The sequence below is a fragment of the Lysobacter sp. CA196 genome, assembly GCF_052078695.1.
Lineage (GTDB): Bacteria > Pseudomonadota > Gammaproteobacteria > Xanthomonadales > Xanthomonadaceae > Lysobacter.
This window is the reverse complement of record NZ_JBQJIN010000012.1, coordinates 67,974-83,106: the sequence shown is the minus strand read 5'-3', so window position 1 is coordinate 83,106 and position 15,133 is coordinate 67,974. Positions and strand designations below refer to the sequence as shown.

The window sequence follows — 15,133 nt, the reverse complement described above, 5'->3', positions numbered from 1 at the left end:
CTGCCGAACTCAGTCGACCGTGCACGGCAGACTGACGGTGATGCTCGCTCCGTTCGCCAAGGCCCCGAGGGCGACGCCGGCCTCGAGCGCCGCCATCGTCAATCCGCCCGGGCAGGCACTGCCGGTGCAGGTCGGCGTTCCGCTGCAAGTCAGCCCGATGCGGCCGGCCGCCTGGTCGCGCAGGATCGCGCCGGTGACGGTGTCGGGTCCGTTGTTGCTGACCACGATCGAGTAAGTCGTCGCGGCGCCACGGGTCAGCGTGTCGCTCGCCTGATCGTCGGGGCCGGCACCCGGCGTGTTGGTCTTGCTGATGACCAGGTTGGCCAGCGGCGTGCGGGTGTTGGAGAAGGTGCAGGTCAGATCGTCGCCGGCCACCGCGGTGACATTGAAACTGGCGCCGCTGCCGCTCGGGGTTTGTCCGCCGGCGAGTGCGTTGGTGCAGGCATAGGTGGTGGTGTAGTTGGCCAGATTGGCGCCAACCGCACCGGCCTCGGTGAAGCTGTAGCTCGCCGCGACCGCACCGTTCAACACGGCCTCGCCGGTCGCGGTGCTGCCGGTACCGGTGGTCGTCGCCGTGGCAGGGCCGCCGGTGCCGGCGATGTTGAGTGCGAATTGATCATCCCCGACGAAGCGGCCCAGCGGCAGCGCCTTGCGCAGGCGCAGGATCGGCTGCTTCTGGAACACCAACGGGCCACTGGCAGTGTCGTTGGCAGTGTTGAAATCGTTGTTGGTGGCATCGCCGTCGCCGTCGGGCACGGCGCGGCCGAGCGCGGCGTTGGCGGTGTAGCTGCCGCTGAGCGTCGGCGAATTGACCGTGACCGGAATGGTGAAACTGACCGTGCCGCCGTTGCCGCCCGGCGATGCAGAGCCGGCCAACGGCGTCGGGTTGAGCGCACAGGTGACGATGGTGTTCGCGCCATTGGCGGTGCAGTTGGCCGGCAGGGTGCCGGCGGTCCAGCCGGCCGGCAGGGTCGCGACCACGGTGTAGCCGTCGTTGCCGTCGGTGGCGCCGGGGCCGCGGTTGGTCGCGGTCAGCACGATGTTCTGCAGTTGGCCATAGTTGCTGTAGACCGGGGCCGGTGTGGACAGGCTCACTGCGATATCCGGCAGGCCGTTGACCACCAGCGGGCAGGCCAGATCCTGCTCGTCGGTGCGGGTCTGGTTGATGCAAGTGGTCGTCACGACATAGGTGTTGGCGGCGATGCCGGCCGGTGCGATCGGCGTGGCCGAGTAGCCGGCGCCGGGCAGTACGTACAGCTCGTTCGCACTCTCGAACTGGGTGAGGTCGTTGACGCCGGTCGGGCGTGGGGTGCGCACGGCCATGTTGCCGCTGGTATGGGTGAGTTGAGCGGTCCAACCGCCGGCGCCGAGTGTGGTGCTCCAGGCGAAATCGGTGAAGTTGAGCGCGGCGGAAAAGCGGGCTTGGAGAAACTGACCACAGCGTTGGCGAAAACCGTCGATGCCCTCGCCGCCGCCGTGATACCGGTATCCGACCTTGACCGTGTCGATGGTGTCGGGACAGGCCGGTCCACGCAGCGTATGCGTGGCATAACTCTCGTTGTTGCCGATGTCCTGGGTCGACGAGGCGGTCGACGACCGCTTGACCCAGTCATTGGCGTTGAGCACCAAGGCATAGCAGACGTGCTGAACCGAGCTGGCCCAGGTGCCTGTGTTGAGGTAGTTGCGGTCGTAGCCACCGCCGCGGCCTACGACTTGGCCGGCAGCGCAGGTGTTCTGGATCACCACATCCCGCTGGTCGAAACTGTTGAAATCGGTAAAGGTCGCGTCCTGAGTGACGGTTACGGTCACCCCGTCGGTACTGATCGCGGCGCAGCGTAGGTCATAGTCGACGGTCATGCCGTCGGCGCTGTTAGCCGGGCCGATAGCGCGATCGGTATGACGGCCGCCGATCACGGCCTTGTTCGCGGCACAGTCGCGATCTTCGATGTTGACTGTGTTGGCTCCGACCAAGCCGTCGATGGAGATGGTTCCTCCGATACCGATGCCCTGCTGTGCGAACACCGAGCCGGCCGGCAGCGCCAACAGCAGCGATACCAACAGCAGGGCCGAAGACCGGCTACAGATCGAACGCGTCGTCTGCGGCGAACGTTCTGTCTTGAACATGTTCGGTTCCCCAGAGGTGGTCGACGGCGGCGGCAATGAAGCGGCGTGGACGGCAGGCGGGTTCGCCGGAAACAGCCGACCCTGCCCGAGGCACATTGACCCTACGAGGACGGTCGGGGTTCGCAGCGCCTTCCGGCATGGCTTATTCATGTGAGTGTTCCACTTGGCCGCCAGCCGTACGGTCGGAGCCCGCGAACCGGTTACCGTTAATATTTAGTGATGAAAGTCACAAAAACCATGCCAAGTTCCGATACTACTCGGATATACCGTGGGTACCGCCTACTGGGCCGGCCCGCTCGGCCGAAGCCCCCTCGGGCAGGATGCGGAATGCGGCAGTTTCTGCCCCTCTCTGTCAAAGCACATACGAGCCCTACAACGACATGGATGCCCGGGGAGGGCCGCTGGCTGTTCGGATGCCCGGCGCCGACGGTCGTCGACCTGCCTCGGCGCATTCGCGAGCGGCTCGATGCACCGCTCGCCGGTCCTGCACGCACCGACGCGAGACGATCCGCGCGGCCGCTGCATCGGCCGCTGTCATCCGTGACCTCCCGGACCGAGCACGGCGGCATGACCGTTGCCGAACGGAACTCTCGTATAAGAAGGTCGACACGCTTGCGATGCAGGCCGGTCCGGCCCTCGGCGATTGAAACCATGACGCGATCGGGTTATCGCAATCGGCAGATCCATCGCGGTACCAACGAGCGGCGATCACGCTGCGCGCGACAGCGCCGAGCGGCTGTGATTGCTGTCACGCGCAAGTGCACGCCCGCGTGGTCACCCCTTCTTTACACCTGCCGCCCTAGCCTCCGGAGCTGGATAACCAAGGCACGTGCAGCGAAGGGCGTCACGATAAACGGGCAAAGCCGAGGCGCACTCTAGTAGCCGACCACCTTGTGCAGGAGGGAGTGTGAGAGACGCACCCGCAATGCCCAAGCGTCCCTGGACGGACTACGCGCTGATGGCGCTGCTGATCGGAACCTCGGCCTGGGCTTCGCTGACGCTATCGCGCGGCCCGGGCGAACTCGCCGCGGTCTGGATCGGCAACGGCATCCTGGTCGGCTGGCTGCTGTCGCGCGCCACCGCCCATTGGCCGGGGTATATCGTCCTGGCCTTCGCGGTCGAGTTGGCGGCACGGCTGGCGACCGCGGAACCCGTCGCCCAGGCCGCGCCGATCTCGGCGACCAATGTGGTGGAAGTACTGATCGTCGCCGGTGTGGTCCGGCGTTTCATACCGAACGTGGGCGACCCGAAGCGCTGGATCAGCCTCGGTGGCATCGCCACCTCCATCACCTTGGTGGCGTGCGTGACCTCCGGCTTGATCGCCGCATCGATCATCACTGCCCTGCACCCAACCTCGTTCATCATCGACTTCGTCACCTGGTTCGCTGCGCACGTGGTCGGCATGGTGATCTTCGCGACCTCGACCCTGGTGGTGCATCGCGAGGGCAAGGGGTTGATCGCCGCGCCCGGGCGGCGCTGGTCGTTCGTCCTGACCATGTTGTTGCTCGCCGTCATCAGCCTGGCGATCTTCCTGTCGCGCTATCCGATCCTGTTCATGGCCTACCCGGTGCTGCTGCTGGGCGCGTTCCGCCACCGCTTCGCCGGCGTCGCGGTCGGGGTGATCCTGCTCACCCTGATCGGCAGTACGGCCACGGCGCTCGGCTACGGGCCGTTGTGGCTGGTCGACGGCTTCGGCACCGCCGGACGGGTCGCGCTGCTGCAGCTCTACATCGCCGGCGGTTGCCTGATGACCATCCCGGTGGCGTTGGCGATGGCCGAACGCAAGCGGCTCGTGGCCGGGCTGCGCGAGAGCGAGCACCGCTATCGGCTGCTGGCGGACTATTCGCACGACGTGATCGTGCGCATGCGCGTGGACGGCGAGCGCATCTACGTCTCGCCGTCGGCCCAGGACATGCTGGGCTGGACCCCGGCCGAAATGCTCGGCACGCGCACCAGCCTGATCCATCCCGAGGACCTGCAACGGCAGACCCAGATCATCGCCGACGTCGTCGCTACGCACGAACCGGTCACCTCGACCTACCGCGTGCGCCACAAGGAAGGCCATTACGTCTGGATCGAGGCGGTCACCCGCACCATCCCCTCCACCGAAGGCGAGGGCTTCGACCTGATCTATGCCGGCCGCGACGTCACCCGCCGGGTCATCGCCGAACAAGCCCTGGAAGCGAATCGCCTGGAGCTGCGACGCCTGGCCCTGGTCGATACCCTGACCGGGCTGGCGAACCGGCGCCAGTTCGACGAACGCATGGCGCTCGCGCTCGCGCGCCTGCAACGGCACGGCACGCCGACCTCGCTGATGTATCTCGATATCGATCACTTCAAACGCATCAACGACAGCTACGGTCATGCCGCCGGCGACGAGATCCTGCGCATATTCGCCCATCGCCTGTTGAACTGCGTGCGCAACAGCGACCTGGCCGCGCGCCTGGGCGGCGACGAGTTCGTGGTGCTGATCGAGGATGCGGCCGTACCGCAAGCGGCCGAGGCAGTCGCGCGCAAGTTGATCAAGACCATGAACCAGGACGTCGTCGTCGACGGCACGACGATCCGGGTCACCACCAGCATCGGCATCGCCTACACCCATGTGCCGACCGATGCGGCGACCTTCATGTCGGTCGCCGATGCCGCGCTGTATCACGCCAAGCGCGAACGCAACGCCTTCCACATCGAATCGGTGACCGCGCCGCCGCCCGACAACGTCGAGAACGGGTTCGCTTGACCAGCGCCATGTTTTGCCGCAGCCCCTCGCCACCTTCCTTGACGTCGCGCGGCCGAACAAAGCCCGGCCGCGCGACGACTGCGAGAACATTCGGCTTCGGCGTTACCCAACCCCGCCTCGCGCTTTCGGCGCGAACCCTCAGACCGGCGGTGGGTTGATCCTCAGGATGTCGGCCTGCGAAGGCGTGCCGAGGCTGTCGATCACGAACAACAGGTACGACCCCGGCGGCGTATGCGCCTTGTTCTGCGGCAGCACCGCCGTCAGCGTTTGCCCGACCGCGGTGAACGGTAGTTCGATATAGCGCTGATCCATGTCGAAAGAGTGCGTAACCGAACCGGTCTTGACCAAGGCGACGCGCTTGATGCTGCCGGCGTTCGGGCTACCGATCGAGATCGTCGCCCCGGCCTGCACGTTGAGCGGCGCCGAGACGATGACCGGCCTGGGAGCGCGCTTGCCGCTCGGCAGGAACAGATACGGCGGGTAATAGATCTCGGCATCGAGATTATTGACCGGCGCCGACCCTGCGGCGCCGCCGGCCATGGTCAGCACCGTCGCATCGGGCAACAGCAGCGCGGTCGAATGATAAAGACGCATTCGCTGCGCCTTCGCCGCCAAGGTCCAACGCTTGAGCTCGGGACTGTAGAGCTCGCTGGTATAGCCGACATTGACGGCCTTGTTCGCGACTTGGCTGCCGCCGGACACCAGCACCCGGCCATCGGCCAGCACGGTGGCGTTGTGCCAGTGGCGCGGGTACGTCATCGAAGCCACCTGCTCGACTTTCGGCACGGTCGCCGCGATGTCGATCACATGCGCCTGGCTCGACGCCGCCTGCAGGTTGCCGCCGCCCATCTGCAGGATCTTGGTCGGCGCGATCATCACCGCCGAGGAAGTCCAACCGATGTTGGGCCCCGGAAAGGTACCGACGCGTTGGAACGCGCCGGCGCCTGCGGTCTTGATCCGGTACATGACCTGGTTATTGAAACCGAAGATCTGACCGTCGGGGGCGAGGAAGTTGCGCGGGTAATACTCGAAGACGCCGCTGGTGTTCGCCGCGGTCAACAGACGATAGGTACCGTTGCGCTGGCGCACTTCCGGCAGATCCTTGCCGCCGGCACCGCCCTGCACGTAGATCTCGCCGTTGGCCAACGCGGTCGCGGTCGCATACCAACGCTTGCGATGCATCGACCCGGTCTTGCTCAGGCTGTCGTCGAGCGAGCGGTAGAGGGTGGTGTCGGCATTCGGATTGTTGGTGCTCTGCCCCGCCGCACTGGTGATGTCGCCGCCGAACAACTGGACGTTGCCGGTGCCGGGCACGATCAACTGCGCGCCGCAGAAGACATCGACGCTGGTCCGGTTGGGCAGGGTGTTGTGCGAGGCCAGGCCGGTGCCGAGCAAGGGGTCCCAGATGTCGTAGACGAATTTTCCGGTCTGGATGCCGTTGCGGTCGCTGCCATAGGACAGCACCCGCCCGTCCGGCGTCAGCACGGCGTGGATGCCGATCAATGGCCACTTCATGACCGCAGAGTAATTTCCTTTGACCGGGTCGCCGTACTCGGGAATCGAGACCGATGGCGTAGGCGCGTTCGCGGTGTCCGGTCTGGGGGCCTCGGTGGGGGCCGCGGGCGGCTTGGCGGTCTGTGCCGATGCCGGTGTTGGGTGGTTCGATGCTGCGTTGTTCGATGACGCCGGGACGGGGGTGCCGGTTATCGTCGTGGCGGCCAATGCTGCACACGATGCAGCCAATCCAACGATCAAGGGCAGCCTGTTCGGTCTTTCCATTACAACTCCTTAGATGCATCCATGAGAAAACGCAGCGCTGCATCCCCCTGTGTTCTGCCGCACCACTTACCAGTTCAATCACAGAACGCCCGACCTGTCACCGCAGCTTTTGTTAACTCGATGAACCATCTTCGCGAGCGCCTTCGTCGACGCATCTGCATTCGATCGCTCAGCCGCGGCGACGAGCTTGGGCAAAGCGAAGTCCGATCGCGCTTGCGCGCACGTTGGTTACTGCGGATCGATGCGGTCGAGGCAACGCGATCCTGGTAACGTGCTTCAAAACACATTCAAAAGATTCATATCGATCGCGCCGTTGCATCCGCGGCCACGCAGCGATCTTCGTCGCGTTGCGCAAGGCCGCCGCAGCGTGCGGCGTGCGCACTCGGCGCGTTCTCGCGATCACCCCTTCATCGCAACGACGCAGGATGCCAAGCTCCACCCGGAGCGTGCATGCCTCGCGCGGTACCCGCGCCGCAGAAGTTGACATTGTCATCTCGGCGCCCGGACAATCCGCCGGTCATCCAGGGTGGAACGCCCATGCCGGCCAGCCGCGACATCGAGATACTCAACCTCGTCAACACGATCATGCATCAGGCCACCGCACGCATGCAGCGCTCGCTGCGCGAAGCCGGGCTCGGCCTGGCGGCGATGGAAGCGCGCACCCTGCGCTTCGTCGCACGCCATCGCGGCTGCACCCAGAACGACATCGTCCGCGAGAGCGGGCGCGACAAGGCCCAGATCGCGCGGATCATCAAGACCCTGCTGGAGCGCGGCCACGTCGAGCGGATCGACAACGAAGCCGGCGAGAAGCGCCAGCGCCTGTGCCTGACGGCCAGCGGCGCCGAGACCCACGCCGAGGCCGAAGCCTTGCGGGCCGTGGTGGCTAAGGATCTGTTGCACGATCTCAACCAGACCGAACGCAAACAGCTCGAAAGCCTGCTGCGGCGCATGTCGCACGGTCCCACCTCCGACCCGGGCTGACCGCCTAAAGTTGACTTTATCAACTCGTAGCCGGATAGTTGACAATATCAACTCAGTGTCGGCGCGGCATCGTGCGGACGTCGCTTAGCTCTACGGGAGTCACCGGCATGACCCAGGCTGCGAACGAAACCACAAGCGCGTCCGCGCCTGTCGACCAGGCGCTCGACGCGCTGCGCCATGCGTTGTCGCAACAGCCGCCGGCCGTGCTGATCGACGGCGCCTGGCGTGCTTGCGCATCGGGCATGACGCTCGACGTCGACGACCCCGCCACCGGCAAGCGCATCGCCACGATCGCCGCAGGCGACAGCCGCGACATCGACCTGGCCGTGGCCGCGGCGCGGCGCGCCTTTCGCGACGGCCCCTGGCCGCGCTTGCCCGCATCGAAACGCGCCGCGCTGCTGTTCGCCCTGGCCGACGCCATCGAAGCCCGGCAACAGGAATTCGCGTTGCTGGAATCGCTCGACGCCGGCCACAGCCTGGCCTCGATCCGCACAGGCGACCTGCCACTGGGCCTGCGCTCCCTGCGCGACTACGCCGGCTGGGCCACGAAGATCGCCGGGGAAGTGCCGATGCGTTCGGCCGACCAACCCGGCATGGACTATTTCCTGCGCGAACCGATCGGCGTCGTCGCCATCGTCACGCCCTGGAACGCGCCGTTCCTGATGGTGCTGCAGAAGCTCGCCGCCGCCCTCGCCGCCGGTTGCACGACGGTGATCAAGCCGGCCGAACTGGCGCCGCTGTCGGCGCTGCGCATCGGCGAACTCTGCCGCCAGGTCGGCCTCCCCGATGGCGTGGTCAACCTCGTCACCGGCGAGGGCGTGAGCGCCGGACAGGCGCTGGCCGACCACCCCGACGTCAACCTGATCAGCTTCACCGGCTCGACCGAAGTCGGCCGCTCGATCATGGTCGCGGCCGCGCGCAGCAACCTGAAGCGGGTCGTACTCGAACTCGGCGGGAAATCTCCGGTGCTGGTGTTCGCCGACGCCGACCTCGACAAGGCCGCGCAGGCGATCGTCGCCGAGATCGCGTTCAAGAGCGGGCAGTACTGCGCGGCGGGGTCGCGCGTGTTCGTCCAGCATTCGATCCACGCCGCCCTGCTCGAGCGAATGCATGCGGCGATGGACCGCCTGCGCATCGGCGCCGGCTACGACGAAGCGACCGACATGGGGCCGATGATCTCGGACCGGCAGCGCCGGCGCGCCGAGGGCATCATCCAGCACAGCCTCGCCGCTGGCGCGACAGCGCTGCGCGGCGGCCGCGCGCGGCCGGGACCGGGCTATTTCTTCGAACCGACCTTGTTGACCGAAGCCAGCGCCGACATGCGGATCTCGCAAGAGGAAATCTTCGCGCCCGCGATCGTGGCGACCCCGTTCGCCGACGACGCCTCGCCCGCCGCCGTCGCCGCGCTCGCCAACGATTCCCGCTATGGCCTGTCGGCGAAACTGTGGGCGCGCGACCTGGGCACCGTGCACGGCCTGATCGGCCGGCTCGAAACCGGCCAGGTCATCGTCAACGGCGGTGGCGGCGAAGCCACCCTGCCGTTCGGTGGGGTCAAGCAATCCGGCTACGGCCGCGAGAACGGCCACATCGGCTTGTCGGCGTTCACCGAGATCAAGGCGGTGCGGCTCGGTTATTGAGGCGGCGGGCGAGCGAATGCGCGCGGCTTACCCGCGGTAACCGGTGCCCGGCACGCGGCGGGCGAACTGCTCGCACAGATAGGTCTCCTGCACGAGGCGATCATGTCGCCCGTGCACCGCCCGGAATGCTTCTTTCGACGTAACCTGGAGGTACTCGTCCTTTATGTTACGGAAACACAACATGCTGCCGAACGAGCCTTGTCCGTAGGGGCTGTAGTCGGAATAGAGGCAGTTGATGCAGGCCTTGAGGTAGACGCCGTCGGGCAGTTGCCGCTGCAGGTCGAGCAGTTCGGTCTCGAAGAAATCGCCCGTCCCGGATGAGGCGACGCGGCAATCCGCGAACGTCAGCGACAAAGTCAGGCGTTGGCTGTCCAGGCCACCATTACTCCGGCCAACACCGAGTTCGATCGTCGCGCGCACCACGCCCATCGCGATCGTCTCCGAGCCATCCAGCGCCGCCGCCACGACCGGCAGCGGAATGTCCACCGTGAACACGCATTCGCTCAGGTCGCCCTGATTCAACGAGAACGAGGCGAGCCGGTCCTCCGGCGTAGCGGCCGCGGCGGAGAGCATGTCGAAGTCCTCGCCGGCGAAATCGACGCCGCGGATCGTCGTGCTCAGCTTGCGGCCGTCGTTGCCGAACTGCAGGGACTCATCGCCGTACCGGTCGCGGTAAGTTCCCGGGTAGATCGCCACGCTCATCGATGTCCCTTGCGCTTGGCCTGCATGAAAGTATATCCATGGCCTGCCGCGACGGCCGCCGGGCGAGCGCGGACTCGTCCGCAGTGTTCTACCCGTCGATAAATGCCGGCGCCCGACGGCGAAGCTCCGGCGGTTGCCCACTGTCCTTTCCACGGCCGGATCCGCGTTATGTAGAAAAGTTCGAGTCACCCAGGGGCGAAAGACGTCGAGCCATGAACGAGAACGCGCAGACAGACACTCGATCCATCTTGCGGGCCCATGAGGACCGATATCGTCGTTCGGCGCGGCGCTGGAGGATCGGTTACCGCGTGCTGCTGGTGGCGTCGGCATTGTTGAGCTCTTTCGCCGCCATCGCCGGGAAGCTGCAGATCTGGCAGTTCGGCCATCCTGGCGATGTCGCGGCCATCGCCGCCGCGTCGGCGGCGGTGGTCACTACGCTGATCGCCGCGCTGGACTTCGAAACCAATGCACGCGCGAATCGGCGGTCCCGGCACGAGATCAGCATTCTGTTGCTCGAGGCGGAAAAGTCCACGGCCAGCCGTGACGCCCTTCTGCTGGGCCTTCAGGACGTGATCAAACGCCGCAACGACGAGCTGTGCAAACTCGACTGAACCGATGAGCGTGCGAAAACGAGCGCTTGCTTGCGGCCGCGGCGGCGCCGGATCGATGGCGATCGCGGCGACGCTCCCGTCCGGGACTAACCCGCGACCGCCAGGATATCGGTCGCGCGATGGCGCTCGTCGGTTCCGTCGACCAGGATGACCTCGCCGACCGAGTTGTCGGTGCGCAACGGCAGGATGGCCTGATAGGCCGGCGAGTAGTACCAGGCCTTCGCCTTGGCCATATCGGCGAAGCCGATCAGGATCAGGTGCCCGGGAAACGCACCCTCGACCACGTCCGGTTGCGCACCGTGCACGAGGAAGCGGCCGCCGAACGGTTCCAGGGTCGCATCGATGCGCTGCAGGTATTCGACGATGGCGGGGTTGAACGAGACTTCGCGCAGATGCGCGACGGCATAAGCTGGCATGGTGGGTCCTTGAGAGATCGATAGGCGACGCTGGCCCGGCGATCGTGGGTGTACTGGGATGCGCCGGGACCGGCGCGAGGAGTGCTGTGGAGACTCGCAACGACCCGCGCGGCCGCCGCGCAACGGCCGCGGTGGCGACGCTGGCCTGGTTCGGCGTGCTGCTGCAGCTGTGGCTGTCGATGCGGCTGGCCCAGCATAACGGCAAGTCGGCGCTCGACGGCCTGATCGCCTTTCTCGGTTACTTCACCGTGCTGACCAATGGCTTCGTCGCACTGGTGTTCTCGCAGTCTTTCGTGTTCGGCCATACCCGGCCGGGCCGCTGGCTCGGCAGCGAGCAGCTGCGAGGCTGCGCGACGACCGCCATCGTCATGGTCGGCTTCGCCTATCACTTCCTGCTACGCAACGTCTGGACGCCGGAAGGCTGGCAATGGGTCGCCGACCTCAGCCTGCATTACGCGACGCCGCTGATGGCGCTGGGGCATTGGATCGCGTTTCCTCCCGCCCGCGCTCCCGCGCCGCGCTCGGTGCTGGTCTGGTGCGCCTATCCGATGGCGTATCTGCTCTATGCGCTGGTTCGCGGCGAACTGCTCGGCGCCTATCCCTACCACTTCATCGATGTCGCCGCCCTGGGCTATGCCCAGGTCCTGGTCAATACGCTGTGGCTGCTGCTCGGCTTCCTCGTCGTCGGCAGCGCGGTCATCGGCCTGGCAGGTTGGCGCAGGCGATAGCCCTCACCCCGACGCCTCTCCCGTGAACGGAAGAGGGGCCCGAAAGCGCTCGAAGCGACAGCGCCCGCTGCGCCCGCTTGCATCGACCGAAGGAAATGGGCGGCGGCTCCTCAGGGCTGCGGCAGCTGCGCAATGCCGAAGTCGCGCACCACCGCATCGATATGGCCGACCGTGCTGACGATGCCGTCGACCTTCGCCGCGCCGCCGCGGGTGGCGATGTAAGTCTGAGGACGAACCACGGTGGTGTCGGCGCCGAGCTTGGACACATCGCCGTCGAATTCGTCCAGGCCTTGATGCAGTTCGGTGCGCAGCCGCTCCAGTTTGTCGGTGGGCATGGCGTTGACCCAGGCAACGAACCGGTCGCGATGGCCGGGCTCGTCCAGCTTGTAGCCCTTGGCCTCGGCGTAGCGCGCCAACAACGTCACCGGGCTCCAGCCTTCGCCGCTCTGGTCGACCAAGGCCTGCGAGACCTGCGGATTGAACTGCGCATGCTCGAGGAACTTCGCCGAGGCTTCGTTCATGTGCGCATTGGAGTGCTCGATGCGGTCCTTCATGGTCAGGCCTGCGGTCGCGACCACCACCAGGCCGATGCCGACCGGGCCGAGCCAGCTGCCGGCGCCGAGCGCGGAGGCGAAGGTGGTGCCCGACAAGGCCGCCATGGTGCCGCCGACGCCGGCGGTCAGGTACAGGCCGGCGCGGACATCGTCGCCCTTGCCGTGCGCCTCGACCGCATTCCAGTAATCGAAGCCTGCCGACAGATAGCCGAACACGCGGTCGGCGCGGGTCAGGCGGCCCGGGTCGATGCTGACGCCATCGAGCTTGTTGCCGGCGCCGAAGCGGCCCAGGGTCGAGTCCTCGACGACCATGCCCAGGCCGACCGCGAGCTCGGTGCCCTTCTGGCCCAGCGCCGCGGCGTCGACGATCGCCTTGAGGTCGTTCTTGTTGGTCAGGCTGAATTGTCCGTCGTTGGCCTTGCTCGCCGAGTTCATGAAACCCATGGTCGCGAAGCCCAGGCCGACCGTGCGCAACAGCTGGCCGGCCGGCTGGTTCTTTTCGAACACCGGCCGGCTCGACTCGGCGGTGAAGCGGCTGTCGGCGTTGTTCATCGCCTCGGCGTGCGTCTTGAGCTTGGCGATGATCTGCTCGGTGCCGTCGCCGGCCGCCGGCAGGCTCTTCTTGAGCTCGTCGACCAGCTTGACGTAGCTCTGGTACTTGCCGCTTTCGACGTCCATGCCCAGCAACTTGATCAGAGCCGGGTTCTTGAGCTTTTCGATCGCCTGCTCGGCCTGCTGGATGCTGGCCGGGTTGCGCGGGTCGTAGTTGTGCGCGGCCGAGAGCACGTCGTTGCGGACGTAGGCGTTGGCGATTTCCTTGCCGAGCTTGATGCCCTGCTCGCCGAACTTGCCGGTGTAGGCCAGGTTCTGCATCAGGCGCTTGCCGGCGAGCGAATCGATGTAGTCGGGGTGCTGCTTCAGCGCCAGGCTGATCGCATACGAGGACTTGCTGTCGCCGAGAATGCCTTCGATGGCTTTCCTGGTCTTGTCCTGCTGGTCGGCCGGCGCGTTGCTGAGGCTGTCGATCTGATCGAGCAGGGTCTTGCCCTCGTCGGCGACCTTGTTCTGCAGTTCTTCGGCGGTCTTCGCCCAGTTCGAGCCGGCGCCGCTGGTGTAGTCCTTGATCGCCTGGTTGAGCTGCTCCGGCGTCATCGCGGCGCCGTGGTTGTTGATCAGCCAGCTCAACTCGTCGGTGTGCTTGGCGAGCTTGTCGACATCGCCGTTGACGCTGCCGGCGTACATCTGCACGCCCATGATCGCCGCGTCGACCGACTGCGGCCCGCCGTAGGCCTGCGCCATCGCGATCGACAGATTCGGACGCGCGCCTTCGGACACGCCCAGATGGATCTGCGAACCGTCCAGCGGCAGATCGGTCATGCTCCGGATCGCGGCATCGCCCTCGGAGGTGCCGCCGACCCGGCTGGCGATGTGGACCAGCGAACGGGTACCGTCGATGCCGAGGCGGATGCTGTAGCCATCGTTCTCGGCGCGCCCGAGGAAGTCCTTCAAGGCATCGACGCCGTGGTCGGCGAGTGCGCCGGCGAGGCGCGGTTCGGCGCCTTCGATCAGCTTCTCCAACCTCTGCATACTCTCCATCGGCTTGGACGCCGGTCCGCTGCGCGCGTCCTTCCACGGCTCGCCCTTCAGCGGAGCGGTGAACTCCGGACCGATCTTCTGCTCGATCAGCGTGTCGAAGCCGTCGCTGGACAGCAGCCGAGTCTGCGCCTCGGGCGACAGCTTCGGCAGTTCGCGGCTCAACGTCTCGACCGCGCCCTTGGCGTCCGGCGCCGCCCCGGCCGCCTTGAGCGTGCTGTCGACCTCGTGCTGGATCCCGACTTCCTTGACCGCCGCTTCGGCCGCGGCCTTGCCGGCCGGGTCGTTGTCGAAGCGTTTGACCACTTCGGCGCCGTACTGCTGGATCGCCTTGGCGTCGAACACGCCGCCGTTCGCGCCGGCGTCGAAGTCGGCCTTTATCTCGGCGGCGATGCTTTTCTGCAGGTCGTCGCGCGCGGTCGCGCTCAGGCTCGCGTAGCCGGAGCGGATCGGCTGGTAGTCCGGATCGTTGTGCTGGCGGGTGTAGCCGCTGTCGAAGGCGGCGAGATTGTCTTCGGCGGTGAGGTATTTCTTCATCGCCTCGTCGCTCTTGGCCTGCTCGGGCGACGGATTCGGATCGGCCTTGGGTGCGGCGTGCTGCTTGATCGTCGGCACGATCAAGTCCTTGCCGGGATCGATCGGGCCGTTGTCGATCTGGTTGCGCTCGGCGATCTGTTGCGCGGTGACCGGCGCTTCCGGAGTGCTGTATTGCTGGGCGATCGACTCCAGAGTGTCGCCGGCCTCGACCTGGTGGTATTCCTCCTGCGGCTGCGGCGGCGGAACCACGGCCTGCGCGGGTGCTTGCAGGTATTGCAGATGGTAGGGAACGCCATCGATGCTCGGGATACCCATGGATCGAACGCCTGCGATGAGAGATCGCGGAATTAGATCAACCGATCGTCGTCTCGCCTAGCTAGGGCGAGCACGGATATGCACTGTCATCGCATTGACATGTGTCCGCTATGTTTTTGCCTGTGCTTGTTTGTGCGCGATCTCGCGTTCGCGGCCTGGGTCACGGACAAACGATGTTCGCATTGATCGCGAATCTCACGCACGACCCGCCCCATGCGCGGCTCGAGGCACGAATTCGAACTCGATGGCGGGCCCGGCGTTTTCGTGTCGCCGAGCCGACCATGGTGCGACCCTCGCCAGGGTGCATCGCAGCCGCTAATCACAGAACGCCGCGCGCGGCCGCCCGGTGGGACGTCACGGATGCCATGCCGCCGACGCGGCTGTCGGAGACGAGAGCAGGTTCACGACGGCGCTTGGAC

At 66.2% G+C, this 15,133-nt stretch carries 10 protein-coding genes; 5 read left to right on the top strand and 5 right to left on the bottom strand.

Translation table 11 applies throughout. The annotated features are described in order from the left end of the window. Positions 1–9: 9 nt before the first annotated feature. Positions 10–2,124: a hypothetical protein gene (locus tag ACTOWK_RS12780; RefSeq protein WP_441330534.1), complete on the bottom strand. Its 2,115-nt coding sequence runs from the start codon at positions 2,122–2,124 to the stop codon at positions 10–12. 925 nt (positions 2,125–3,049) lie between these two features. Between ACTOWK_RS12780 and ACTOWK_RS12775 the strand changes: the two genes are divergently transcribed. Next, a complete protein-coding gene (locus ACTOWK_RS12775; protein WP_441330533.1) occupies positions 3,050–4,861 on the top strand; it encodes a diguanylate cyclase domain-containing protein in 1,812 nt (603 codons plus the stop codon). A 138-nt stretch (positions 4,862–4,999) separates the two neighbouring features. On the opposite strand, the gene ACTOWK_RS12770 is transcribed toward ACTOWK_RS12775, so the two are convergent. After that, positions 5,000–6,376 carry a galactose oxidase-like domain-containing protein gene (locus ACTOWK_RS12770; protein WP_441330532.1) on the bottom strand — a complete coding sequence of 459 codons (1,377 nt, stop codon included), beginning with the start codon at positions 6,374–6,376 and terminating at the stop codon, positions 5,000–5,002. A gap of 801 nt (positions 6,377–7,177) precedes the next feature. Here ACTOWK_RS12770 and ACTOWK_RS12765 point away from each other — a divergent pair. Next, entirely contained in the window at positions 7,178–7,621 is a 444-nt protein-coding gene (locus ACTOWK_RS12765; protein WP_441330531.1) for a MarR family winged helix-turn-helix transcriptional regulator, read from the top strand. Between the two features lie 107 nt (positions 7,622–7,728). Then, positions 7,729–9,258 carry an aldehyde dehydrogenase family protein gene (locus ACTOWK_RS12760; protein WP_441330530.1) on the top strand — a complete coding sequence of 510 codons (1,530 nt, stop codon included), beginning with the start codon at positions 7,729–7,731 and terminating at the stop codon, positions 9,256–9,258. 27 nt (positions 9,259–9,285) lie between these two features. Here the strand turns inward: ACTOWK_RS12760 and ACTOWK_RS12755 are convergent, their stop codons facing one another. Continuing rightward, the gene (locus tag ACTOWK_RS12755) at positions 9,286–9,960 is read right to left on the bottom strand and encodes a DUF6304 family protein (protein ID WP_441330529.1); all 675 of its coding nucleotides are present in this window, start codon (positions 9,958–9,960) and stop codon (positions 9,286–9,288) included. A 212-nt stretch (positions 9,961–10,172) separates the two neighbouring features. Between ACTOWK_RS12755 and ACTOWK_RS12750 the strand changes: the two genes are divergently transcribed. After that, positions 10,173–10,571 carry a hypothetical protein gene (locus tag ACTOWK_RS12750; protein WP_441330528.1) on the top strand — a complete coding sequence of 133 codons (399 nt, stop codon included), beginning with the start codon at positions 10,173–10,175 and terminating at the stop codon, positions 10,569–10,571. A gap of 86 nt (positions 10,572–10,657) precedes the next feature. Here ACTOWK_RS12750 and ACTOWK_RS12745 read toward each other — a convergent pair whose 3' ends face one another. Further along, a complete protein-coding gene (locus tag ACTOWK_RS12745; protein ID WP_441330527.1) occupies positions 10,658–10,987 on the bottom strand; it encodes a DUF1330 domain-containing protein in 330 nt (109 codons plus the stop codon). Between the two features lie 86 nt (positions 10,988–11,073). Here ACTOWK_RS12745 and ACTOWK_RS12740 point away from each other — a divergent pair, with 86 nt between their 5' ends. Continuing rightward, the gene (locus ACTOWK_RS12740; RefSeq protein ID WP_441330526.1) at positions 11,074–11,715 is read left to right on the top strand and encodes a Pr6Pr family membrane protein; all 642 of its coding nucleotides are present in this window, start codon (positions 11,074–11,076) and stop codon (positions 11,713–11,715) included. A 110-nt stretch (positions 11,716–11,825) separates the two neighbouring features. On the opposite strand, the gene ACTOWK_RS12735 is transcribed toward ACTOWK_RS12740, so the two are convergent. Continuing rightward, positions 11,826–14,714, bottom strand: coding sequence for a LysM peptidoglycan-binding domain-containing protein (locus ACTOWK_RS12735; RefSeq protein ID WP_441330525.1), 2,889 nt, complete (start codon positions 14,712–14,714; stop codon positions 11,826–11,828). Positions 14,715–15,133 lie beyond the last annotated feature (419 nt).